At 53.0% G+C, this 23,092-nt stretch carries 21 protein-coding genes and 1 riboswitch; of the genes, 10 read left to right on the top strand and 11 right to left on the bottom strand.

Going from position 1 to position 23,092, the window contains the following annotated elements; all coding sequences use genetic code 11:
- Window positions 1–24: 24 nt before the first annotated feature.
- The gene (gene wecB / locus AYK82_RS03440) at window positions 25–1,155 is read left to right on the top strand and encodes a non-hydrolyzing UDP-N-acetylglucosamine 2-epimerase (RefSeq protein ID WP_068311401.1); all 1,131 of its coding nucleotides are present in this window, start codon (window positions 25–27) and stop codon (window positions 1,153–1,155) included.
- Here wecB and AYK82_RS03445 read toward each other — a convergent pair.
- From AYK82_RS03445 to AYK82_RS03465, 5 genes are all read right to left on the bottom strand, one after another.
- The gene (locus AYK82_RS03445) at window positions 1,152–1,580 is read right to left on the bottom strand and encodes a hypothetical protein (RefSeq protein WP_068311403.1); all 429 of its coding nucleotides are present in this window, start codon (window positions 1,578–1,580) and stop codon (window positions 1,152–1,154) included. The genes wecB and AYK82_RS03445 overlap by 4 nt on opposite strands.
- 83 nt (window positions 1,581–1,663) lie before the next feature.
- Entirely contained in the window at window positions 1,664–2,296 is a 633-nt protein-coding gene (gene thiE / locus AYK82_RS03450; protein WP_244265708.1) for a thiamine phosphate synthase, read from the bottom strand.
- Complete coding sequence (gene thiM / locus AYK82_RS03455) at window positions 2,286–3,089, bottom strand: hydroxyethylthiazole kinase (RefSeq protein ID WP_068311409.1); 804 nt, start codon at window positions 3,087–3,089, stop codon at window positions 2,286–2,288. Before thiM ends, thiE begins: the two co-directional genes overlap by 11 nt.
- A 52-nt stretch (window positions 3,090–3,141) precedes the next feature.
- Window positions 3,142–3,243, bottom strand: a riboswitch (TPP riboswitch).
- A gap of 85 nt (window positions 3,244–3,328) precedes the next feature.
- Window positions 3,329–4,273 carry a tyrosine recombinase XerC gene (locus tag AYK82_RS03460; RefSeq protein WP_068311411.1) on the bottom strand — a complete coding sequence of 315 codons (945 nt, stop codon included), beginning with the start codon at window positions 4,271–4,273 and terminating at the stop codon, window positions 3,329–3,331.
- Complete coding sequence (locus AYK82_RS03465; protein ID WP_068311413.1) at window positions 4,266–4,757, bottom strand: MarR family winged helix-turn-helix transcriptional regulator; 492 nt, start codon at window positions 4,755–4,757, stop codon at window positions 4,266–4,268. Before AYK82_RS03465 ends, AYK82_RS03460 begins: the two co-directional genes overlap by 8 nt.
- Window positions 4,758–4,834: 77 nt before the next feature.
- Between AYK82_RS03465 and AYK82_RS03470 the strand changes: the two genes are divergently transcribed.
- Window positions 4,835–5,785: a DMT family transporter gene (locus AYK82_RS03470; protein ID WP_068311415.1), complete on the top strand. Its 951-nt coding sequence runs from the start codon at window positions 4,835–4,837 to the stop codon at window positions 5,783–5,785.
- On the opposite strand, the gene AYK82_RS03475 is transcribed toward AYK82_RS03470, so the two are convergent.
- Together AYK82_RS03475 and fsa are read right to left on the bottom strand one after the other, a co-directional pair.
- Window positions 5,766–6,512, bottom strand: a complete 747-nt coding sequence (locus tag AYK82_RS03475) for an endonuclease (protein ID WP_208976368.1) — start codon at window positions 6,510–6,512, stop codon at window positions 5,766–5,768. The genes AYK82_RS03470 and AYK82_RS03475 overlap by 20 nt on opposite strands.
- A 434-nt stretch (window positions 6,513–6,946) precedes the next feature.
- Window positions 6,947–7,600 carry a fructose-6-phosphate aldolase gene (gene fsa, locus AYK82_RS03480; RefSeq protein ID WP_068311417.1) on the bottom strand — a complete coding sequence of 218 codons (654 nt, stop codon included), beginning with the start codon at window positions 7,598–7,600 and terminating at the stop codon, window positions 6,947–6,949.
- Window positions 7,601–7,745: 145 nt separating this feature from the next.
- Between fsa and AYK82_RS03485 the strand changes: the two genes are divergently transcribed.
- From AYK82_RS03485 to AYK82_RS03510, 6 genes are all read left to right on the top strand, one after another.
- On the top strand, window positions 7,746–9,965 hold the full coding sequence (locus tag AYK82_RS03485; protein ID WP_082733717.1) for a primosomal protein N': 2,220 nt from the start codon (window positions 7,746–7,748) through the stop codon (window positions 9,963–9,965).
- Between the two features lie 213 nt (window positions 9,966–10,178).
- On the top strand, window positions 10,179–10,739 hold the full coding sequence (locus AYK82_RS03490; RefSeq protein ID WP_082733744.1) for a F0F1 ATP synthase subunit delta: 561 nt from the start codon (window positions 10,179–10,181) through the stop codon (window positions 10,737–10,739).
- A complete protein-coding gene (atpA, locus tag AYK82_RS03495) occupies window positions 10,739–12,268 on the top strand; it encodes a F0F1 ATP synthase subunit alpha (RefSeq protein WP_068311421.1) in 1,530 nt (509 codons plus the stop codon). The genes AYK82_RS03490 and atpA overlap by 1 nt, the downstream gene beginning before the upstream one ends.
- A 31-nt stretch (window positions 12,269–12,299) precedes the next feature.
- Window positions 12,300–13,187: a F0F1 ATP synthase subunit gamma gene (locus tag AYK82_RS03500; RefSeq protein ID WP_068311426.1), complete on the top strand. Its 888-nt coding sequence runs from the start codon at window positions 12,300–12,302 to the stop codon at window positions 13,185–13,187.
- 26 nt (window positions 13,188–13,213) lie between these two features.
- Window positions 13,214–14,638 (top strand): F0F1 ATP synthase subunit beta, encoded by a 1,425-nt coding sequence (gene atpD, locus AYK82_RS03505; protein WP_068311428.1) that lies wholly within the window; start codon window positions 13,214–13,216, stop codon window positions 14,636–14,638.
- 65 nt (window positions 14,639–14,703) lie between these two features.
- On the top strand, window positions 14,704–15,111 hold the full coding sequence (locus AYK82_RS03510) for a F0F1 ATP synthase subunit epsilon (protein ID WP_068311430.1): 408 nt from the start codon (window positions 14,704–14,706) through the stop codon (window positions 15,109–15,111).
- Between the two features lie 76 nt (window positions 15,112–15,187).
- On the opposite strand, the gene AYK82_RS03515 is transcribed toward AYK82_RS03510, so the two are convergent.
- The 4 genes from AYK82_RS03515 to AYK82_RS03530 form a co-directional block, all read right to left on the bottom strand.
- Entirely contained in the window at window positions 15,188–15,397 is a 210-nt protein-coding gene (locus AYK82_RS03515) for a hypothetical protein (protein WP_068311431.1), read from the bottom strand.
- Between the two features lie 232 nt (window positions 15,398–15,629).
- Window positions 15,630–17,273 (bottom strand): NTP transferase domain-containing protein, encoded by a 1,644-nt coding sequence (locus AYK82_RS03520; RefSeq protein WP_068311432.1) that lies wholly within the window; start codon window positions 17,271–17,273, stop codon window positions 15,630–15,632.
- A gap of 2 nt (window positions 17,274–17,275) precedes the next feature.
- A complete protein-coding gene (locus tag AYK82_RS03525; RefSeq protein ID WP_068311433.1) occupies window positions 17,276–18,301 on the bottom strand; it encodes an XdhC family protein in 1,026 nt (341 codons plus the stop codon).
- Window positions 18,302–18,456: 155 nt separating this feature from the next.
- On the bottom strand, window positions 18,457–20,067 hold the full coding sequence (locus tag AYK82_RS03530) for a phosphoenolpyruvate carboxykinase (RefSeq protein WP_068311434.1): 1,611 nt from the start codon (window positions 20,065–20,067) through the stop codon (window positions 18,457–18,459).
- Between the two features lie 454 nt (window positions 20,068–20,521).
- On the opposite strand from AYK82_RS03530, the gene AYK82_RS03540 reads away from it, so the two are divergent.
- A complete protein-coding gene (locus AYK82_RS03540) occupies window positions 20,522–21,220 on the top strand; it encodes a response regulator transcription factor (RefSeq protein ID WP_068311439.1) in 699 nt (232 codons plus the stop codon).
- Window positions 21,189–23,090: a stimulus-sensing domain-containing protein gene (locus AYK82_RS03545; RefSeq protein WP_082733718.1), complete on the top strand. Its 1,902-nt coding sequence runs from the start codon at window positions 21,189–21,191 to the stop codon at window positions 23,088–23,090. Before AYK82_RS03540 ends, AYK82_RS03545 begins: the two co-directional genes overlap by 32 nt.
- The last annotated feature ends 2 nt before the right edge of the window (window positions 23,091–23,092 follow it).

A 23,092-nucleotide genomic window follows, 5' to 3' on the forward strand; every position in this document is an offset into this window, starting at 1 on the left:
ATAATAAAATAGAGATCGTAAACCTTGCAGAAGCTCCTTATCATCGCAGGCACACGGCCAGAGTGTATTAAGCTGGCGCCGTTATACCTTGCGGCGAAGCAAAGCCCCCATTTTAAGTGTCGTTTTCTGTCAACCGGACAGCACCGGCAGATGCTGGATAAAGCTCTTGCCGATTTCGCAATCACACCCGATGATGACTTGGCGCTCATGCGTGCAGGCCAAACACTTGGCTCGCTTAGCGGCGCGCTATTTTCTGCCCTTGACCAATACTTTGAAAAGCACCAGCCAGACATTGTTGTTGTGCAAGGTGACACGACCACCGCTTTGGTGGGTGGGGTCGCAGCGTTTTACCGAGGCATCAAAGTGGCGCATGTCGAGGCAGGCTTGCGAACCAATACAATTCACGAACCCTTCCCGGAAGAGTTCAACCGTAGAGTCCTGTCCCTTGTGGCGGATTATCATTTCGCTCCAACCACTTTGGCCAGAGATCACCTCTTGCGTGAAGGTGTCTCCGCCAACAACATCACGACATGCGGCAATACCGGTATCGACGCGCTACTCCTCACAGTGCAAAAGGTTAGAAACAACGAGAGCTTGCTGGCACATCCAATTCAGTTGTTTTTAGAAAGCTTTCCCCAGTATGTGCTGGTTACAGTGCACCGACGGGAGAATCATGGCGACGGCATAAACAGCATTTGCGCCGCGCTAAAGCAGCTGGCTGAACAGTATCCCCAGCTCGGTTTCATTCTACCGGTTCATATGAATCCCAACGTCAAAGACGTGGTAGAAAGCAATCTTTCTGGCCTCGGCAATGTCTTACTAACGGGGCCATTGGACTATCAACCCTTTGTCAAATTGATGAGTAGCTGCCATTTTCTGCTTACGGATTCAGGTGGAGTGCAGGAAGAAGCGCCCAGCCTGGGCAAGCCCATCCTTGTCCTGCGACATGTAACCGAGCGACCTGAAGGCATCGCGGCAGGCTGCGCAAAGCTGCTTGGCAATAACACCGAAAACATCGTTTCCGAGGTCAATCATTTGTTGAGTGATATGGGAGCATATAAAGCCATGGCACAGGCGAAAAATCCATATGGTGATGGCACTGCTTCCCAGCAGATCTTGCAGGTGCTCGCCAATGGGGATCGTGCTGCCAGTTAGTCGCGCTCCAGTTTATAGCTGCGATACGCGCTAGGGCGTTTCCCGTCTTCAAAATGCGTGTAAACAGATATCTCTAGGCGGTTGCCAAGAGGCCGCATTGTTAATTCCTTGCGCGAAAAAAAGCCCGAAAACTCAGCCGTTAACACGCCGTCTGGTCGTCTGTACGCCGATGTCCAGCCCCATTTGCAATCACGCGGCGCGCAACGTGTAAAGACGCGTGCTTTTAGTTCCACTGGCTTGATGCTGCAATCGACTTCGATTTCTACGCGTGCTGGCTCTTTTGCATCGGCGGCCTTGTTAATCCAAGTGCCAGCCTCAAAAGGTGGGCAGGGTGCGGCGTCTACAGGAAGCGTTGCCAATGCCAGAAACATCCCCTGAACCACAGGCACAGCAGCAATGCATACGTGTTTGAAAGCAATCCTCATCAGCCCCTCACCAGTAACTCCCCTGCGGATCTGCCAAAAGCCTAGCGGATCCGCAGGGAAAAACCAACAATATATAGGGGGCGTTAGAGCTTGCGCACTTTTTCCGCCATTGCGCGTGTCGCTTGCAATGGAGAGGGAGCCGCACAGATAGCAGAAATAACCGCAACGCCTTGCCCGCCTTTGGCGATGACATCTCTGGCACGCTCGATACTGATCCCGCCAATTCCTACCACTGGTAGGGTGCTTTGTTCGGTCAACTTGGCAAAACCATCAAGCCCGAGCGCAACAGCATTATCTTTGCTCCCAGTTGCATAACAAGCGCCGATACCTAGATAATCGAGCATGCCCATCGGGGCCTCATCTAGTTGTTCTTGTGATGAAACGGAAAGCCCAAGCAACTTTTTGGGCCCCAGCAAGGCGCGTGCCTGAGCCGCCTCCATATCCTCTTGCCCGACATGCAGGCCATCAGCATCTACCGCTAACGCCACGTCCAGCCTGTCATTGATGATCAGGGGAACACCAGCAGGGCGAGTTAGATTTAGCAGCGCGTGCGCCAACTCAATCTGTTGACGCGTGCTGCCAGATTTGTCGCGCAGCTGCACCACACTCGCTCCGCCCTGTACTGCCTCGCCGACAATATCCAGCGGAGAGCGTGACCCGCAATCCTGCGGGCCAATCACAAGGTAAACGGAAAGATCAATAGGATTAGCTGACAAAGCAAGCCTCCCCTTTCTCATGCAAGATGGTTTCATCCAAATGGTAAAGAGCATCTATGATGTCGAGTTGCAGGCTTGCCGGGCCGCTGCAATCCTGCGCAGCCACTTCGCCGGCAATGCCAAGATAAAGTAGCGCATAGGCTGCCGCCAACAGCGGGTCTTTGCACACAGCAAGTGTTGCGCCGGTAAGCGCTGTTGCAGTGCAGCCAAGGCCGGTCACATAAGGCATCATCGCATCACCATTCTTAATGGCTACGGTTCGCTCCCCATCACAGACAAAATCAGTCGGACCCGAGATTGCAATAACAGCGCCGCTGTTTGCCGCCAATGCTTTTGCACTTGCTAGCGCCTCATCAGAGCTATTGGTGGAATCTACGCCTTTGCCGCCAACGGCAACACCGGCAAGCGCCATTATTTCAGAGGCATTCCCGCGAATAACCGAAGGCTTATGCTCCAGCAGTTCTTTGGCCAGTTGGGTGCGGAAGCTCAGCGCGCCAACGGCAACAGGATCAAGCACCCATGGCACGCTAGCTTCCTTTGCCACTGCAACGGCAAGCTTCATTGCTTCTGCCTGGGAACGGGAAACAGTGCCCACATTTACCACCAACGCGCCTGATACACGGGCCAACTCCGGTGCCTCTTCATGATCATCCACCATTGCGGGCGATGCACCAATGGCAAGCAGCGCATTTGCTGTGGTATTGGCCACAACAATATTGGTCATATTGTGAATGAGAGGCGCTGCCTTGCGCAGCTCGGCAAGGGTTTGACTGGCGTTGTCAATTAAGTTCATAGTGTCCTCCGCCCATGCGGGGAGCAAGCATCTATCACACCGGCAAGCACAGCCGATGCAGTGTGAGCGCTCCCTTCGCTGGCATTATCCAGATCAGGTTTTACGAGTATAGTCTCAGCCACTCCCCATCAGGAGGGCACCCCGTGTCACAAAAGCAGGCTAGGCGGCTTTATAAAAACGTGCAAGCGGTCTATCTCGGAAAGAATCCGCAACGCACATATATCGAGGGAGCGCTTATGCTACTTGCGTCGTTGCGCCTTGTCGTAGACATCGAGAATCTGCGCGGCATTGACTTCGGTATAAATCTGCGTGGAAGAAAGACTGGCATGCCCAAGCAACTCCTGAATGGAGCGCAGATCTCCGCCGCCGACAAGCAAGTGCGTCGCAAAAGAATGACGCAGCGCATGCGGTGTCGCTGTATCAGGCAGCCCCAAAGCGCTGCGCAACTTTTGCATGGCAAGCTGGATCAAACGTGGGTTTAGTTTGCCGCCGCGAACACCGCGAAATAGGGGGGCATTTGCCTCCAGATGGTGTGGGCATAGCAGAATGTAGTGGTCAACGGCCTCACCAACCACGGGCAATAGTGGCACCACACGTTCCTTGTTGCCTTTTCCAAGGATGCGCATGGACTTTGCCGTCGGCAGCGGTGCCTGTTCCCGTGTGAGCGATAGCGCTTCAGAAATGCGCAATCCGCAGCCATACAGCAGCGTAAACACTGCTGCGTTGCGCGCGCCGACCCACTCGCTATTCTCAAAGTTCAGGTCTTGACTCACCACGGCCCGTGCTTCTTCGATGCCTAGCGGCTTTGGGAGGCTACGCGGCAGTCGCGGTGTCCGAACAGCAGAGGCACCTGCAGCATTTGCCAGCCCTTGCTGCTCGAGAAACGACAGAAAAGAACGCACACCAGCGAGGTTGCGCGCTAGCGAGCGTGTCTGCGTACCCGCTTGTCTACGCCTTGCGAGAAAGCCGCGAAAGTCTGCCGGCTTTAGTGTTTCCAAATCTATCAGGCGGACGGGCGCCGCCAAATGCTCGGCAAGAAAGCCGAGAAACTGCCGCGCATCGCGCTCATAAGCGATCAATGTGCGATCTGAAAGCCTGCGCTCACTGCCCAAATGCGTAAGCCAATCATCCAGTGCAGCGCCAACATCAGGCCTATGGGTGATGAGAACCGTAGATTCACTCATTCCCCTGTGCCTCGACAAGCTTATGTAGCAAACCGGCCAGTTGCCTTTGCTCATCCTCGCTCAGTGCTGTTAGGGCTTGTTGTTCGTTCGCTAGGTGCAGATCAAACAAATGTTCTATCAAAGCAAGGCCTACATCAGTAAGCGCGACCAGTGTTCCACGACGATCTTCTGGATTAGGTTCGCGGCGCAGATACCCTGCTTTCTCAAGTCGGTCGAGCCGATTTGTCATTCCGCCCGAGGAAATCATAAGGGTATCGTAAAGCTGCGTTGGCGTTAGTGTGAATGGCGCGCCAGCGCGGCGCAATGTTGCCAGCACATCAAATTCACCAGACTTCAGTTTATGCTGGGCAAACAACCTTTCAATTCTGCCACGGACGATGAGCGTAAATGCTTCACTCAGCAGGCCAATTGTCTCCATCGGCAGCAATTCTGCCTCTGGCTTTTCACGGGTCCATTGTTTGACTGCATTGCTTGCTCGGCTCAAGGTTCACCTATTTATCTTGACATTAAGATACTTGATATCTAGATAGTGCTCTCTGTGAAACATAACGAGATATCAGTATGACCATAAATCAAAACTTGCATGCAGCGGGAGAGCCAGCGCCTGCTTTTGCAAGAATAATTCCTTTCGTGCTGTTGCTTTTTGTCGGATCAATGATCGCACTAACTGTCATTCTTGGCAAAATGACAATTGCAAACGGCATTGATCCTCTCATCACACTCTTTCTGGCAATTACCAGCTCGGGTGCGTTTCTGCTTTTGTTATCGCGTTTGCAACAGGGAAAGTTACGCCCGGATCGGCGTTTTCTCGAGTATGGTTTCTGCGCAGGCGCATTGTTTGTCCTGCCAAATATGCTGAGCTTTCTTGCAGTCTCACACGTGGGCGTCGGTTATATTTCCTTCACGCTCGCCTTCCCAATTTTGCTGACCTATGTATTGGCGCTGCTGTTCAAGATCGAGCGTTTTTCTGCGCGCCGTGCCAGCGCGGTTACGCTGGGGCTAGTAGCAGGCACTATGTTGGTAGCATCAAAAGCAGCGCTCGTCCCACAAAATGCGCAGTGGGCTATAGTTGCTGCCATAGCACCTATTCTGATTGCATTTGGAAATATTTATCGGAGTTTGCGCTGGCCGCAAGGTCGTAGCCCTATCTCGCTTGCTGGTGCTATGCTCTTCTTTGGAGGTGTGCTGATGGCACCACTTGCGCTTCTGCGCTTAGATGCCGGACAGCTCCAAGGCATTGCGACAAAACCAGTGTTGTTCTTGTTTGTGCTCCAGTTTGCAGCCTATAGCGCGCTCTACCTCGCTTACTTCGCGCTGCAAAAGCTCGCTGGTGCTGTGTATCTCAGCCAAATAGGCTCGGTTGCCGCGCTCGTTGGCACTGTCATTGCAGTCGCCGCATTTGGAGAGGCCATGCCAGCGGCGTTTCCCTTTTCAGCTGCAATGGTGGTGATTGCTGTGGCTCTCTTCCAGTCGGCTGGGCAGCGCCAAGTCCCTAAAAACCCGGTGCGATAAACGGATTAATATTGCCCTGTAGCTCGAAGATTAAACGGTTTCGGCGCAGCTCTTCCGGCGAAACTGGATCGGCAGCAGACCAGCTTTCATAAAGAGCAGCTTCAGCATCTGTAAGCGCCAAACCATAAGTTGCGCGCATATAAAGGTAAGCCCTCGCCACCTCGCCGCGCACCGCCGCGCGTGGCTCGGCTACATCTGTTGCAAAGTCGACCTCAAAATCACAGGCACCATAACTGCGCTGCTCACCGGCCACTTCGCCAAGTGGCCGGTTCGACCGATCGCCATTTAGTTCGCCCACGGCGGGAACCAGATTATGCATATCCGCTTCCATTCGCTGGAAGCTGGCATTTACTTTTGCGCAGCAACGACGCCCCTTGTAGCTACGGCCCGAGCGGCTGACACAGTCATCATGCCCCTCGCGCCAGCAGCTGAGCGGTTGGCCAAAGCGGGAAGCTGGCACAATGTGCTCCCACTCTATGCGCTTGCCGCGTTTCTCATTCTTACGTGATTCATAGCCGCACTGCTGAGGTGCAACTTGCTTATCTGAGTCAAAAGCACAAGCACAGTAAAAGCTGTGGCGCACCGATGCATCGGCATAGACACGCTGTTCAAGTAAGCGCTTTGCACCACTGAAGCTGATCGACTTCTGTTGGGCATAACTGCCGGAGCTGCTGCCAACAATGGTCAAAGCGAAGAGATAGGCAAGAAGGCGGTAAATATGCTTCAAAACGTGGTCCAGCATGTCATGGGTGTTTTTATCGTTGCCTCCGCGTTGTGACAGGCCGGCCTTGCGCCAAGCGCAAAGATCCCCACGACGCTGAGCGCACGGAAAACTGATTGGCAGATAACGCAGGAAACTAAAAGAAAATCTAACGCAAATTCAATATGTCGAATAAATGCGTCAACACATGTCCAGAGCGGGATCACAAATTATTGCTGCTTATCGAAAATAAACGCAATCCAGCCAAAAACACGAATCTACAAAAGTTTGCGTCGATCTAAGGAAATATCTATAACTATTTGAAATTAATGATAAAAATGTGAATAAAGTTTCAGTGTGAGGGTGATGTTATGAGCATTGCATCAAAAAAGGCTGACAAAAGCCAGCCTTTTAGGAGTAAGTAGTTCGACGCTTAAAGCGCTGATTTCTATGTAAAGCGCCTAGACGATCTTTTGTCCAGTTGCAGCCCAATCTTGCATAAAGGCTTCAAGACCTTTGTCTGTCAGCGGGTGCTTCACCAGCCCCTTGAGAGTTGATGGCGGAATTGTTGCCACATCCGCGCCAACCAGCGCACAATCTTTTACGTGATTTGCGGTGCGGATCGACGCTGCGAGAATTTCGGTGCCAAAGCCATAATTATCAAAGATCTGACGGATTTCAGCGATCAGGTCCATGCCTTCGATGTTGATGTCATCCAAGCGGCCGATGAATGGCGAGATGAAAGTTGCCCCGGCTTTTGCTGCCAACAGTGCCTGGTTTGCGGAGAAGCAAAGCGTCACGTTGGTCTGCACGCCTTTGTCAGCCAGCGCGCGGCAAGCTTTCAAGCCTTCAAACGTAAGTGGCAACTTGATGCAGATATTATCGGCAATTTTAATCAGCTCGTCCGCTTCTTTCAGCATCCCTTCGTAGTCCATAGCTACGACTTCAGCGGACACAGGGCCATCCACAAGAGCGCAAATCTCTGCGATAACCTCTTTCATGTCACGGCCGGACTTTTTAATAAGGGATGGGTTGGTGGTCACCCCATCCAAAAGGCCGGTTGCTGCAAGCTCTTTGATCTCGGCGGTATCGGCGGTATCAACGAAGAATTTCATCTTGTCGGCTCCTGTTTTTGCTGCCTACACTCTGGAATGGCGCTAGATTTTAGCACCCAATTGGTTTTGTTGATCAATGTTTAGCTCAGTACCGCACAATGAGACAGCCCCAAACTGCGGTTGCGCACATAAGGAACACGTGTAGATGGAGCAGGCAGACATCTTCGAGGTAGAAAACGGCGCAGGCGCGTCGCAACATCGGGCGCAAATTGTGCCGGTAATGGTGCCCGTTGCTGTCGACAAAACCTATTCCTATAAGGTGCCTCAAGGCTTTCATCTTGAGCCCGGTACAGTTGTCAAAGTTCCACTAGGTGGACAGTTGGTTATTGGTGCCGTTTGGGAGGGCGAAGCAGATACTTCGTTAGACCCGAAAAAACTACGCGAAATCATCCATGTTTATGACTGCCCGCCACTGAGTGAGAACATACGCCGTTTTGTTGATTGGGTTGCGGCATGGACCCTGAGCCCACCGGGTATGGTACTGCGCATGGTACTTAGGTCTGAAGAAGCTCTTGAGCCAGAAAGACCGGTTCCAGGCGTTCTTTGGGATGGCGAGAGCGAACCAGATCGTATCACTGCTGCGCGCAAAGCCGTTCTTGAAATCGCTGCGAACCGTATGGGGTGGACAAAGGCCGCGCTCGCAGAAGCCGCTGGCGTAAGCACCTCTGTTGTCGACGGTTTGCGCAAGCAAGGGGTGCTGCAGGACATTGAAATAGCAAGTAAGCCGCTGCCGGTGCCTGACCCAACGCGGCCGGGCAAACAGCTAACCGAGCAGCAGCGAGAGGTGTCCAGCATTCTTACACAGCAGATAGGTCAGGGGTTCACGGCCTTCTTGCTAGATGGTGTCACCGGATCTGGAAAAACCGAGGTGTACTTCGAGGCCATAGCTGAAGCGCTGCGGCAAGGGCAACAGGCCCTTATTCTCTTGCCGGAAATCGCGCTCACTGCCCAACTCTTGGAACGCTTCGAGGAGCGGTTCGGTACCAAGCCTGCAGAGTGGCACTCAAAAGTGCCAGGTCGTCGCCGAGCGCAGACATGGCGCGGCGTCGCAAGCAGCGAGGTAAAAGTTGTCATCGGAGCCCGTTCAGCTCTCTTCTTACCATTTAAACAGCTCGGCTTTATTGTGGTTGATGAAGAGCACGATGGCGCCTACAAGCAAGATGACCGCGTTCCCTATAATGCGCGTGACATGGCAGTTGTCCTTGGCCATATCAGTGCCTTTCCCGTTGTCCTTGCCAGCGCAACGCCGACAGTTGAATCGCGAATTAATGTCGAAATGGGTCGATATCGACTGCTGAGCCTGCCAGAGCGAGCGTCCGGAGCTGCCCTGCCAACTTTGACAAGCATTGATATGCGGGTCGATGGGCCAGAGCGCGGCAAGTGGATTGCACCGCAACTTATGACCCGCCTGCGGGAAACATTGGCAAATGGCGATCAGGCCCTGTTGTTCCTAAACCGGCGTGGCTATGCCCCTTTAACACTCTGCCGAACATGTGGGCACCGCTTCCACTGCGAAAACTGCTCGGCATGGCTCGTAGAGCACCGCTTTAAAGGCAAATTGGTCTGTCATCACTGCGGCTATTCACAACCAACACCCCCGGCCTGCCCCGAGTGCGGGCGAGCAGACTCGCTTGTTGCCTGCGGTCCGGGTGTTGAGCGCGTGGCAGAAGAGGTTATAGATGCCTTTCCAGAGGCGCGGGTGCTCGTTCTATCGTCTGACATGGGCGGCGGAGCCGAGCGCATAGCCAAAGAAATGAAGCTGGTAGAAGATGGCGAGGTTGATATCGTTATTGGCACGCAACTAGTTGCCAAGGGGCACAACTTCCCTCAGCTGACACTTGTCGGCGTGATTGATGCGGATCTCGGCCTCGCCAATGGCGATCCGCGAGCTGCAGAGAAAACCTATCAGCTGATGGCGCAGGTTACTGGCCGTGCGGGGCGAATCCACGGCAAGGGTGTCGGTATTTTGCAAACCTATAATCCAGAACAGCCTGTCATACGTGCATTATTGAGCGGAAACCCAGAATCATTTTACGCCGTAGAAACTGAGTCGAGAAAAAATGCAGCATTACCGCCATTCGGACGCCTTGCAGCGCTTATTATTTCGGCAGAAGACAGGCTGTGGGCGGAAAAATATTCAAGAGTTCTTGCACAATCTGCACCCGCTTGTGAGCAAGTTACAATTCTAGGCCCGGCAGAGGCCGCAATGGCACAAGTGCGTGGTCGCTTCCGTTTTAGATTGTTAGTAATGACCCGTAGAGCCTTTGATTTGCAAGGGTTTCTGCGTAGCTGGTTGCAATCTGCACCGCCACCAACTCGGGGCTTGCGCGTACAGGTAGATATCGATCCCCAGAGTTTCTTGTAGTCATTTGCTCTTATTTGACGGCTTAACTTGCATGAGGGCGTACTTAGTCCGTATTGCAAGCGTCTTATCGCTGTGCTATGCGGAGCGCGGCTTTATGGATACAGCTGTTCTGGCTGTGTCTTCCACATTGAATTAGACGCGACTTTTCAGGTCGTTGGGGGTGGGTCAATAGCTTGCCTTGAACACTTGAGTGCGCCGGAGAGCACGGATCCTGTGACTGACAACGTATCTCTCATTTCAGGCGTGGCCTTGCGCTATGCTTCTGCCCTTATCGACCTTGCTGAAGAGCAGGGCGCTTTGGCTGAAGTTGAGACTGGCCTTAATCAATTAGAAGCTCTTCTTAAGGAGAGTGAAGATCTAGACCGTCTCGTCAAGAGCCCCGTATTCAGCGCGGAAGTGCAAACAAAAGCCATTTCCGCAATAATGGACAAGGCCGGTATCACTGGCCTGACCGCAAATTTTGTAAAGCTTGTCGCCACTAACCGGCGGCTCTTTGCGATTGCAAGTATGATTGCCGGTTTCCGTGCGCAGCTCGCTGCGCGTCGCGGTGAAGTTACTGCTGAAGTAACCAGTGCGTCGGAACTATCCGGTGAGCATATTGCAGCCCTGAAAGAAGCATTGAACGCTTCAACAGGTAAGAACGTGAATATCGCAGCAAAAGTTGATCCATCCTTGATTGGTGGTCTGATCGTTAAGATCGGCTCCCGCATGGTGGACACATCGCTGCGCACGAAGCTTAACTCTCTTAAGTTCGCGATGAAAGAGGTCGGCTGATGGATATTCGGGCCGCGGAGATTTCCGCCATCCTCAAGGACCAGATCAAAGGCTTCGGCCAGGAGGCTTCTGTCTCCGAAGTTGGTCAGGTTCTTTCTGTAGGCGACGGCATTGCCCGCGTTTACGGTCTGGACAACGTCCAGGCGGGTGAAATGGTTGAGTTCCCTGGTGGCATCCAGGGGATGGCACTCAACCTTGAAAGTGACAACGTCGGTGTCGTTATTTTTGGTAGCGATAAAGGCATTGTTGAAGGTGACACAGTAAAGCGTACCGGCAACATCGTAGAGGTGCCAGTTGGTAAAGGCTTGCTCGGTCGTGTTGTAGACGCGCTCGGTAACCCAATCGACGGCAAAGGCCCGATTGAAGGTTCTGAAATGCGTCGCGTGGACGTGAAGGCTCCAGGCATTTTGCCTCGTAAGTCTGTTCATGAGCCTATGTCGACAGGCCTTAAGGCCATCGATGCGATGATCCCAATCGGCCGCGGTCAGCGCGAGCTGGTAATTGGTGACCGTCAGACCGGTAAAACCGCGATCATCCTCGACACCTTCTTGAACCAGAAGCCGCTGCACGCTTCTAACAACGAGCAAGACAAGATCTATTGTATCTACGTTGCTGTTGGTCAGAAACGCTCTACAGTTGCTCAGTTCGTTAAGAAATTGGAAGACGCCGGCGCGTTGGAATACTCCATAGTTATCGCCGCAACAGCTTCTGACGCAGCACCTCTGCAGTACATTGCACCGTTCGTGGGTACCACCATGGGTGAGTTCTTCCGCGACAACGGCATGCATGCTGTGATCGGTTATGATGACCTGTCCAAACAGGCCGTTTCTTACCGTCAGATGTCTCTGCTTCTTCGTCGCCCACCAGGGCGTGAAGCATACCCAGGTGACGTGTTCTATCTGCACTCTCGTCTGCTGGAACGTTCTGCTAAACTGAACGAAGACCACGGTTCCGGTTCTTTGACCGCGCTGCCAGTGATCGAAACCCAGGCAAACGACGTCTCCGCCTACATTCCAACCAACGTGATCTCCATCACCGACGGTCAGATCTTCTTGGAAACAGACTTGTTCTTCCAAGGTATCCGCCCAGCTGTGAACGTAGGTCTGTCGGTTTCTCGCGTTGGTTCTTCCGCGCAGATCAAGGCGATGAAACAAGTAGCAGGCCCAATTAAGGGTGAACTTGCTCAGTACCGCGAAATGGCTGCGTTTGCTCAGTTCGGTTCCGATCTTGATGCGACCACTCAAAAACTGTTGAATCGTGGCTCCCGCTTGACAGAGTTGCTGAAGCAGCCTCAGTTCTCTCCTTTGAAAACTGAAGAGCAAGTTGTCGTTATCTTCGCAGGCGTTAACGGCTATCTGGACGACCGTCCAGTAGACCGCGTGCGTGAATTTGAAGATGGCCTGCTGCGCTTTGTGCGTAATGAACACGCCGATCTTCTCTCTGCTATCTGGGAGAAGAAAGCTCTGGACGCAGACCTGACAGAAAAGCTGAAAGCTGTTCTGGACGCATACGTCAAGACCCTCGGTTAATCGAAGCAACGGATAAGGAACGGGGGCGCCCATGGCGAGCCTTAAGGACCTAAAAAACCGCATCGCTTCGGTCAAAGCGACGCAGAAAATCACCAAGGCCATGCAAATGGTGGCCGCGGCGAAACTGCGTCGTGCTCAGGAGGCCGCTGAAGCTTCCCGTCCCTATGCTCAGCGCATGGGGACGGTGCTTGGCAATCTGGCAGCCGGAGTACAAGGTCGAGATGATGCGCCGAAGCTGATGACGGGTACCGGCAAGGAGCAGGTGCACCTGCTCCTCGTTTGCACAGCAGAGCGTGGTCTCTGCGGTGGCTTCAACTCGTCAATTGTTAAACTAGCGCGTGAGCATGCCAACAAGCTGCTTGCTGAAGGCAAAGATGTAAAAATCATTACTGTCGGCAAGAAAGGCTATGATGCTCTCAAGCGCGAGTTTGCACAGCACATTATTGAGAAAATCGAGCTGCGCGGTCTAAAGAACATTGAGTTCAAAGACACAAAGGCAGTCGGCGAACTTGTCTTGAAAATGTTCGAAGACGAGAAGTTCGATGTCTGCACATTGTTCTATGCGCAGTTTAAATCAGTGATCAGTCAGATCCCTACCGCAAAGCAACTTGTTCCAGCGCACTTTGAGGCGCAAGAAGAAGTGGCTGAAGAGGGCGCTGATAACGCACTGTACGAATATGAGCCCGGCGAGCAGGAGATCCTCGAGACTCTGCTGCCACGCAATATCGCGGTTCAGATCTACAGCGCAATCCTTGAAAACGCTGCCTCTGAGCAGGGCGCGCGTATGTCCGCAATGGATAACGCGACCCGCAACGCAGGTGAGATGATCGATAAACTGACCCTGAGCTACAACCGCCAGCGTCAGGCCCAGATCACCAAGGAACTGATCGAAATTATCTCGGGCGCTGAAGCGCTCTGACCGATTTGAGACGAGGATGTTAAGCGATGGCTGACATGAAAGTCGGGAAGATCAAGCAGGTTATCGGTGCTGTTGTCGACGTTGAGTTCGACGGCCACCTGCCTGCTATTCTGAACGCTCTGGAAACAGAAAACGGTAGTAACCGTCTGGTTCTGGAAGTTGCCCAGCATTTGGGTGAAGACACAGTACGTACCATTGCGATGGACGGGACCGAAGGTCTGGTTCGTGGTCAGGAAGTCCGTGACACCGGCGCCGCCATTGCTGTGCCAGTAGGTGACGGTACTCTGGGCCGCATCATGAACGTAGTCGGTGAGCCTGTTGATGAGGCTGGCCCGATTGTTCATGAAGCAACCCGCGAAATTCACCAGGACGCTCCTGCCTTCACCGAACAGTCCACTGAGGCTGAAATTCTGGTGACCGGCATTAAAGTGGTTGACCTTATCGCGCCTTACGCAAAGGGCGGTAAAATCGGCCTCTTCGGTGGTGCGGGTGTTGGTAAAACCGTTCTGATTATGGAGCTGATCAACAACGTGGCGAAAGCCCACGGTGGTTACTCCGTATTTGCCGGTGTTGGTGAACGTACCCGTGAGGGTAACGACCTTTACTGGGAGATGGTCGAATCTGGCGTTAACAAAGAAAAGGGCGGCGAAGGTTCTAAAGCTGCACTGATCTACGGTCAGATGAACGAACCCCCAGGGGCCCGCGCACGTGTGGCGCTTACCGGTCTGACCGTTGCGGAACACTTCCGTGACCAAGGTCAGGACGTGCTGTTCTTCGTGGACAACATTTTCCGCTTTACTCAGGCAGGTTCTGAGGTGTCCGCGCTTCTCGGCCGTATTCCTTCTGCTGTGGGCTACCAGCCTACTCTGGCAACCGACATGGGCGCCATGCAGGAACGTATTACAACCACAACCAAAGGTTCTATTACCTCGGTGCAGGCTGTATACGTACCAGCAGATGATTTGACCGATCCGGCACCAGCTTCCACTTTTGCCCACTTGGATGCGACGACGGTTCTTAACCGTGCGATCTCTGAAAAGGGTATTTATCCAGCTGTTGACCCGCTTGACTCCAGCTCGCGTATGCTTGATCCACGTATTGTTGGTGAAGAGCACTACAACATTGCGACGCAGGTTCAGGAAACACTGCAGCGCTACAAGTCGCTTCAGGACATCATCGCCATCCTTGGTATGGACGAACTGTCTGAAGAAGACCGCCTGACAGTGGCACGTGCACGTAAAATCGAGCGCTTCATGTCCCAGCCGTTCTTCGTTGCTGAGGTATTCACCGGTTCCCCAGGTAAACTGGTTGACTTGGAAGATACCATTAAAGGCTTCAAAGGTCTGGTTCGTGGTGAGTACGATCACCTGCCAGAAGCCGCCTTCTACATGGTTGGGTCTATTGACGAAGCCATCGCGAAAGCTGAAAAGCTGGCTGCTGAAGCTGCCTAATCACCAATGCATCTCGGGCGTGGTGTTCTGCACCCGCCTGATTTGGCGCTAAGAGGATGAGTAACATGGCTGAAGCATTTCAGTTCGAGCTGGTCTCGCCAGAGCGCCTGCTGTTGTCGGAAAAAGTGACCTCCGTGGTCCTTCCCGGCGCAGAAGGGGAGTTCGGTGTTGGTGCCGGTCACTCGCCGTTTCTGTCTACCATGCGTCCAGGTGTTGTTAAGGCACTCAGCGACAATGGGGAAACCTTCGAATACTTCGTAAGGGGCGGTTTTGCTGATGTTTCTGCATCTGGCACAACTGTGTTGGCTGAAGAAGCTATTCCTATGAGCGAGATCAACGCAGAGTTTTTGGCTCAGCAGATCAAAAACGCTGAGGAAGATGCTGCAGATGCTAAAACAGATGAAACCCGGCAGAAGGCGGATCTGGTCGTTTCGCAGCTTCGCGAGGTTGAACAGGCAGTTGCGGCTGCATAGGCGTGCAGCAATGTACACAAACAAAAAGGCCTCGCTTTGCGGGGCCTTTTTTGTTTGTGTGGGGGAGTGTTGGACCTTAAGCGGCAATTTGCCGTTTATTCGGCACAAATTTGTTTTGTTCTGCTCGCTTTTTGCGTTGCTCAGGTGTTTCATACACGATCTTGCGGTGATCTTCGCAGTAAGAACCACCTTCAACGGCTTTGTTGGTGCAGGGGAAGCAGTAGGAGCCACTATCGCCTTCAGTCCATTTGCATTGACCAGCACGTGGCATCATTGGTGCAGGCATTGTTTTTTCCTTTGTCGTCTAAGGATAACGCAATGTGCAAGCAAGCGGCGAAACCGCTGCGCTTCTGCGAATTCCTTGATAATCCGTGGGGTGTTCAACGTGGAAAATACTTGATGTATGCATCACGTCGACCCGCCTAGACTAAAGCCTGACCTCTGAAAATTCCAGAGAAAAATTCTACAAATGAAAAAATATTCTTAATCAGAACTTAAGTAGCGCTGTAGAATTGGATCTAATAATCTTTAATCGTCTTCATTGAATAGCTGCCAAATGTAGCGCCATATCGGCTAAGTTCTTCCGCATCATCGAGATCAAGGTGCGCACCTTTACCAATTTCGCAGAAGTAAGTGCTTTCTTTACTTTTTGAAATCAACTGCTTACCACCAATATCACCTTGTAGCTGGCTAAGCGCAGAAAAGAACCGCGATGACCAAAGGACTGGGTTGCCACGCTTGCCGTCGCAAGTGGATACACCAATTAGCTGTCCATTTGCTGGATCATAGCCGGAAATTAGGCGGTTAATATCCTCTGCAGTAATCTCTGGCATATCGCCAAGCAGCAGCACACAGGCATCAGGTTCTGCAATCATGCCTTTTAGTCCTACACGAATCGAAGATGAGATTCCTTCTTGCGCTGCGCTATTTTGATGCAAGATGACAGGAAGATCGCTCAATATAGTTCGAATCCTTTTGTCTTCATTCCCTGTTACTACGTGCACACTGCGTAAGTCGCTTGCCAAAGCCTGTTCAACGACCAGACGAATAATTGCCTTACTATCCTTTTTTGCAAGTAGCTTGTGATGTGCGCCGCTCCTTCGCGAGGCCCCGGCTGCCAAAATGATTCCATCGACTGCCGCACGTTCGCGATCAACGCTTTCAGCTCTCGCGTTACGGGGCTGAGGTCGGCTAACAATTTCCTTCAAAAGTCCGCCTACACCCATCGCCTGTATGGTTTCAGTATTTACGTCAATGTTGCACAGCAGACGATCGAGCACAAAATCGAAGCCGTTCATCTGAACAGAGCGTGCACAGCCTGGCGCGCCAATCACATCCTGTTGGTTGAGCTTGCCAAGCACAAGGAGATTGCCGGGGTCTACTGGCATACCGTAGTGAACAATCTCACCGCCCGCTGCGCAGATGCCAGCAGGAATGATATCTGTGATATCACTTGTCGCGCTGACTCCGAAAACAACAATAATGTCCGCCACACGCATCATGTCATCTTTAAGAGCAGCGCTCAGCGCTTCATCATCATGCCGACAGGCTTTTACCCCGATGAGTATGGAACCAGAGCGCGCCAAGCGAGCTTCCAGCGCCTTTAGGCTTTTCGTCGTGAGTTTCTCGTTTGCATCTTCAAGCGCCGTAACCACAAGGGCAACACGTTTTGCATGAAATGGCCACATTTCTACCGCCCCGGAAAAGGCAAGGCGTGCGCGCTCGATTGCGGCGCTAGAAACACCATAGCTAATGATCTTAGCTGTAGCGATCATTGTTCCTTCTTCTACGCGTGTGAAGGGCTCTTTGGTAGCAAGCGTAATGGCAGGGTCGACCTGATTGCCAGAATCTACGCGACCCCTGTTGATTTTCACCAACCCAGCCGTCTGCGCATAGAGGTTGGCGCGCCCTGTAAACGGCTCATTCACGCGTACATGAGCCCCAGCCGCCGCACGTGCGATCCTCTCTGCCGCGTCATCTTCGTGGACATCATTCGCAGCAAGCCTTGCGGCAACAACCTGCGCAATACCGGCCCGGCGCAACAGGCTTATATCGCTCGCGCTGAGCACGCGACCCTTTCGCACGCGGCCCTCCGAGGTTTGCAGCGAGTGCGCGAGAATACACCCTTCTGCTTCATCCAGTGCAATCGGACCAAACCACATCTCTACGCCTCCTGTAATGGCTGCTGTCGTAGGCTTGCGATCACTTCCGCAATCACAGCAACTGCAATTTCAGGCGGAGTGGCAGCACCTATGTCTAGGCCAATAGGGGCTTTTATGCCTGCAATGTTTTTCGCATCAATACCTTTTGCCTGTAATCGATCTTGCCGTTTTGCGTGCGTACGGCGGCTTCCAAGGGCGCCCACATAAAAACAACCGGCCTTCAATGCAGCTATGAGGGGTAAATCGTCGATCTTGGGATCATGACTAAGGCAAGCCAAGGCGGTGTATTCATCAAGCTTAAGCGTATCAAGCACGTCTTCCGGCCAAGCTGCCAACAGCTGGCAATCACCAAACCGTGCCGGACTGGCAAATGCACTTCGTGGATCGACAACGCTCACGTCAAGTCCAACCGCCTGCGCCATTGGAACCAGCGCTTGTGCAATGTGTACAGCGCCAATGATTACAAGCCGTGGCTCTGGCACATGGATTTCAAGAAACTCAAAGGAGCCTGGGAACGCATATCCACTGCGCCCGCTTTTGCAGGCACTGTTAAAGGCTTCTAGCGCCGCGCCGTGCTTGGCTGCATCATAGAGTGCACGCTGCCCACTCGTAGTATCAATGATAAAGCCGCTTGGTTGTCGCGCGTTCTTTGCAGCTTGATGCGCCGCCAGCATGTCGCGGTGCTGCCCTGTGCCTAAGGGTTCAATAAAAACGCTGATTTTGCCGCCGCAGGACAGCCCGACTTGCCAAGCTGTTTCATCTTCGACTCCGAAGCTAAGGCGTCGAGGCTTGCAATCCTCTAAAGCTTCGACGGCCTCTGCCACCACAGCTCCCTCAACGCAACCGCCGGAGACAGAGCCCTCAAAGTTACCATCTCCATCAATCACCAGATGCGATCCCACTGGCCGCGGCGCGGAGCCCCAAGTTTCCAGCACGGTCGCAAGTGCAACCTTCCGGCCAGTGATTAGCCAGTTTAAGGCGGTCCCGAGAGGATCCTGAAAAGAGGGGGGCGTCGATGATTGAGTCAAGCCTGGCTCCTAAACCTACGATTAAGCCGTAAGTGTACTTGCCAATTAACCCAATACAACACTTGCAAATAAAAAAAGGGCGTCAGCCGTTAAGCTGACGCCAAGTTGCAAGGAACGAAGCTGGAAACCCAGCTTCGAGAGGTAAACTTTAAAATCTACTCCGCAGCGACCTGTTGGAATGGCCCAGCAGCGCAAACATCAGCGTCCACGTATGCAGCGTAGTACGCGAAGTTCTCAGCGAACATGTTTACAAGCTTAGCGGCTTGCGCATCGTATGCAGAAGGTTCAGCCCATGTGCTACGTGGATCCAGCAGTTTCGCATCTACACCGGCCACTGTGACAGGAACTTCAAAGCCAAAGTTTTCGTCACGGCGGAAATCGCTTTGCTTCAACTCTCCGCTAAGCGCCGCGCTCAGGAGTGCGCGGGTATCGCCAATTGGCATGCGGTTGCCGGTGCCATAAGCGCCACCTGTCCAGCCTGTGTTGACCAGCCAGCAATCCACTTCATGTGCCTCAATTAACTTCTTCAACAGACCACCGTAAACAGAGGGGTGCCGCGGCATAAATGGTGCGCCAAAGCAGGTGGAGAAGGTCGCTTGCGGCTCTGTGACACCGCGCTCTGTGCCGGCAACCTTCGCAGTGTAACCTGAAAGGAAGTGGTACATCGCTTGGTTTGCGGTGAGCTTCGCAATTGGAGGCAGCACGCCAAACGCATCAGCGGTGAGCATGATGATATTCTTCGGATGACTAGCCCGGCCACTTGCACTCGCATTAGGAATGTAATTGATCGGATAAGCGCAACGGGTGTTTTCAGTGAGCGAATTGTCATTGAAGTCCGGCTTGCGCTGTTCGTCCAGCACCACATTTTCCAAGATCGTGCCAAAGCGCTGCGTCGTAGCGTAAATCTCTGGCTCGGCTTTCTCAGAAAGGTTAATTGTCTTGGCGTAACAGCCACCTTCGAAGTTGAAGATCCCATTCTCGCCCCAGCCATGCTCATCATCACCGATGAGGATGCGGTTGGGGTCAGCGGAAAGGGTTGTCTTCCCTGTGCCAGAAAGGCCGAAGAAAACGGCGGTATCACCCTGCGAACCAGTATTTGCAGAACAATGCATCGGCATTGTGTTCGCTTCTGGCAGCAAGAAGTTCAGCATGGTGAACACAGACTTCTTCATCTCACCTGCATAGGCGGTACCAGCGATAAGCACGATCTTGCGGCTAAAATCACACGCAATCACAGTTTCACTGCGGCAGCCATGACGGGCCGGATCTGCCTTGAAGCTCGGCAAATCAAGGATAGTCATATCCGCTGCAAAATCTGCCAGTTCTGCAGATGTTGGGCGCAGCAGCAAGTTGCGGATAAACAGCGAGTGCCAAGCAAGCTCAGTGTAAACACGTGTTGCTAGGCGGGACCCGGTGTCCGCACCACCGAATAGGTCCTGCGAAAACAGCTCCATGCCCTTTGCGTGAGTGCGCATGTCTTCAAGCAGCAGATTAAACTGCTGCGGGGTCATGGCGCCTGAATTATCCCACCATACGGCGTTCTCAGTGCGCGCATCTTTTACGACAAACTTGTCCTTCGGAGATCTTCCGGTGTGTTCACCAGTATAGGCGACAAGTGCCCCTCCGTCAGCAATTTTGGATTCCCCGCGCTGGATAGAATACTCGTAGAGTTGCGCAGGTGACAAGTTGCGATAGAGTGCTTTTAGATCCAGAAGTTCGAGCGCATCTCTTTTGGTTTCGGAAGTGAGTGCTCCCAGCTCGCTCATTTCTCTAATCCTTATCTGCCTATTACTCTTTGGGAAGGTCAGTCTAGTTGGCGTTTATTGCCAAAATACTTTTCTCTGCCTTCTGGGGGTAAATTAATAGAGGGGGGGGGAGGCGGCAAGAGAGGCAAAATTTTTTAAAACGATTGAAATGTGAATCGAGACCAACTTTCTTTTATTTTCTTTGGCGAATAAATTCATTTGCCGGTTAAGGGGCTCCGTAAGGCGGTTCGACCAGCCGCCAGAGGGATTTCTACAAGCCAAAATAGAATCATTTTAAGTTTCAATCCGCCAACTAAAATTGAATGCCCTAACGGCACTCTTACAAATCTGGTGGTAGCCTCGCCATTGTCAGGCTTTCGCCCCATTTGCTTCGCATTTGCCCTGTTGTTGTCTTTCCTATATTTCTTAGGATCAAACTTTAGGCGCTTGGCGCGAAACACAAAAGGCAAGCCATATGCCAACGATTGCTTTGGTCGATGACGACCGCAATATTCTCACCTCGGTCTCCATCGCGATGGAAGCTGAAGGATACCGTGTACAAACTTACACAGACGGTGCCTCTGCGCTGGAAGGCCTTCAGAGTGATCCGCCTGACTTGGCGATCTTCGATATCAAAATGCCGCGTATGGACGGAATGGAATTGCTGCGCCGCTTGCGTCAGCTGACTGACCTGCCGGTCATCTTCCTTACCTCCAAAGACGATGAGATCGATGAGCTGTTCGGTCTGAAAATGGGGGCAGACGATTTCATCCGCAAACCATTCTCCCAGCGTCTGCTTGTCGAGCGCACAAAAGCTGTTTTGCGCCGCGCCCAAGCCAAAGATGGCACCGCCGCTGCCACTGATGCGAGCAAAATTCTGGAACGCGGCCTGCTCACCATGGACCGCGAGCGTCATACTTGTACGTGGATGGGAAAACCGGTGACGCTCACAGTAACAGAATTTCTTATCCTTTATGCTCTGGCGCAGCGCCCGGGTGTCGTGAAAAGCCGCAATGCGCTTATGGATGCGGCCTATGATGATCAGATCTATGTAGATGACCGGACAATCGACAGCCATATCAAACGCTTGCGTAAAAAGTTCAAGGTGGTTGATGACGACTTCGATATGATCGAAACGCTCTATGGCGTTGGTTATCGCTTTAAAGAAGGCTAAGGGGCTAAACGATCCTTTAGATGTTTCCCAAGGCGAAAGACGAACAAGCGCAGTGTCCGAAGACGAACCACAAGCAAAAAACGCAGGCAGATCCGCAAGTGCAGAGCAGCAGCCAGAAGCAAAAACCTGGCGCTGGCTGCGGCGCACGCGCTTGCGTCGTTATGTCTTCGGCCGCTGGGTGGGGTTGCTCGGCACGCATGTGTTCTCCAGCCTGACACGGCGCATTTTGGTTCTCAATCTCGTTGGCCTGCTCGTCATGGTCAGCGGTATTTTGTATCTGAACCAGTTTCGCGCCGGGCTTATTGACGCCCGCGTACAGTCGCTGCTCACACAAGGGGAAATTATCGCCGGTGCGATTGCAGCAAATGCGACGACCGAGAACGACGCGCTCATGGTAGATCCTGAGCAACTGTTGCGCCTTGAAGCGGGCGAAAGCGTAAGCCCACGCAACGCGATCGGCGCTCTTGATTTTCCCATAAATCCAGAGCTCGTGGGGCCAATTCTACGCCGCCTGATTTCTCCAACACGCACAAGGGCCCGCATCTATGATCCCGAAGGGGTCATGCTGCTCGATTCCCGCCAGCTGTATTCGTACAATCAGATCTTCCGCTTCGATCTTCCTCCCCCTGATGAAAGCGAGCGTAATCTCCTTACGCGCTGGGGAGACAAGCTAAAGTTATGGATGCGTCGCGGCGAATACCCTGTTTACAAAGAGCTGGGCCGATCTGAAGGCAGAGATTACCCCGAAGTTGCCGCCGCGCTTTCCGGCTCTCCCGCATCTGTCGTGCGGCTGTCGAGCAAAGGCGAGATGATTGTATCCGTGGCGGTTCCGGTGCAGCGTTTCCGCGGCGTGCTTGGCGCATTGCTGTTGTCGACGCAAGGTGGCGATATCGATGATATCGTTGCCGCAGAACGCAGCGCAATCATCAAGGTTTTTGTTGTTGTTGCCGTGGTTGTCATGGTGATGTCCGTTTTAATGGCGGGCACCATCGCCGGGCCCATGCGCCGCCTCTCGGAAGCGGCAAAGCGCGTGCAAAATGCGATTAACAGCCGCGAGGAAATCCCGCTCTTCCCGGATAGACGAGATGAAATCGGCGATCTTGCCAGAGCCTTTCGTAATATGACCAAGTCGCTCTATGAGCGCATGGATGCCATCGAGAGCTTTGCAGCAGATGTTGCACACGAGCTGAAAAACCCATTAACATCGCTGCGCAGCGCGGTAGAAACCTTGCCGCTTGCAAAAACCGATGCATCGCGAGAGCGCCTGTTAGAAGTGATCCAGCATGATGTGTGCCGGCTTGATCGCCTTATCACCGATATTTCTGAGGCGTCGCGCATCGATGCTGAGATGGCTCGGGCTGAAACCGGCGAAATTGATCTGAAGACTCTCATCACCACATTGGTTGATGTCGCCAATGAGCGTTGCAAACAGGGCGCAGCCTTTATCCAGCTACAAGTGGATGACGAGTCAAGCGAGAGTGCGTCGTCGTATATGGTGGCAGGTGCAGATACGCGCCTGTCTCAGGTGCTGAACAATTTGCTTGATAATGCCCGCTCTTTCTCGCCTCCGGATCGAGTTGTTACCCTGCACCTATCCCGACAAGCAGATCAGGTGGTGTTCACGGTTGAAGATGAGGGGCCGGGCTTGCGGCCAGATGTGATGGAGCGCGTGTTTGAGCGCTTCTACACAGATCGCCCTGAAAGCGAGGGCTTTGGTAATAACTCGGGGCTGGGCCTATCCATCTGTAAGCAGATTGTAGAGGCACACCGTGGGACGATTACCGCTTCCAACCGCTATGATGATGATAATCAGAAGCCACTTGGCGCTTGTTTCTCTGTTAAGCTCCCCGCGCTTAAGGCTGGAGGGTAGCG

This window comes from Polycladidibacter hongkongensis, from assembly GCF_001561995.1.
In the GTDB taxonomy this organism is placed as follows: domain Bacteria; phylum Pseudomonadota; class Alphaproteobacteria; order Rhizobiales; family Stappiaceae; genus Pseudovibrio; species Pseudovibrio hongkongensis.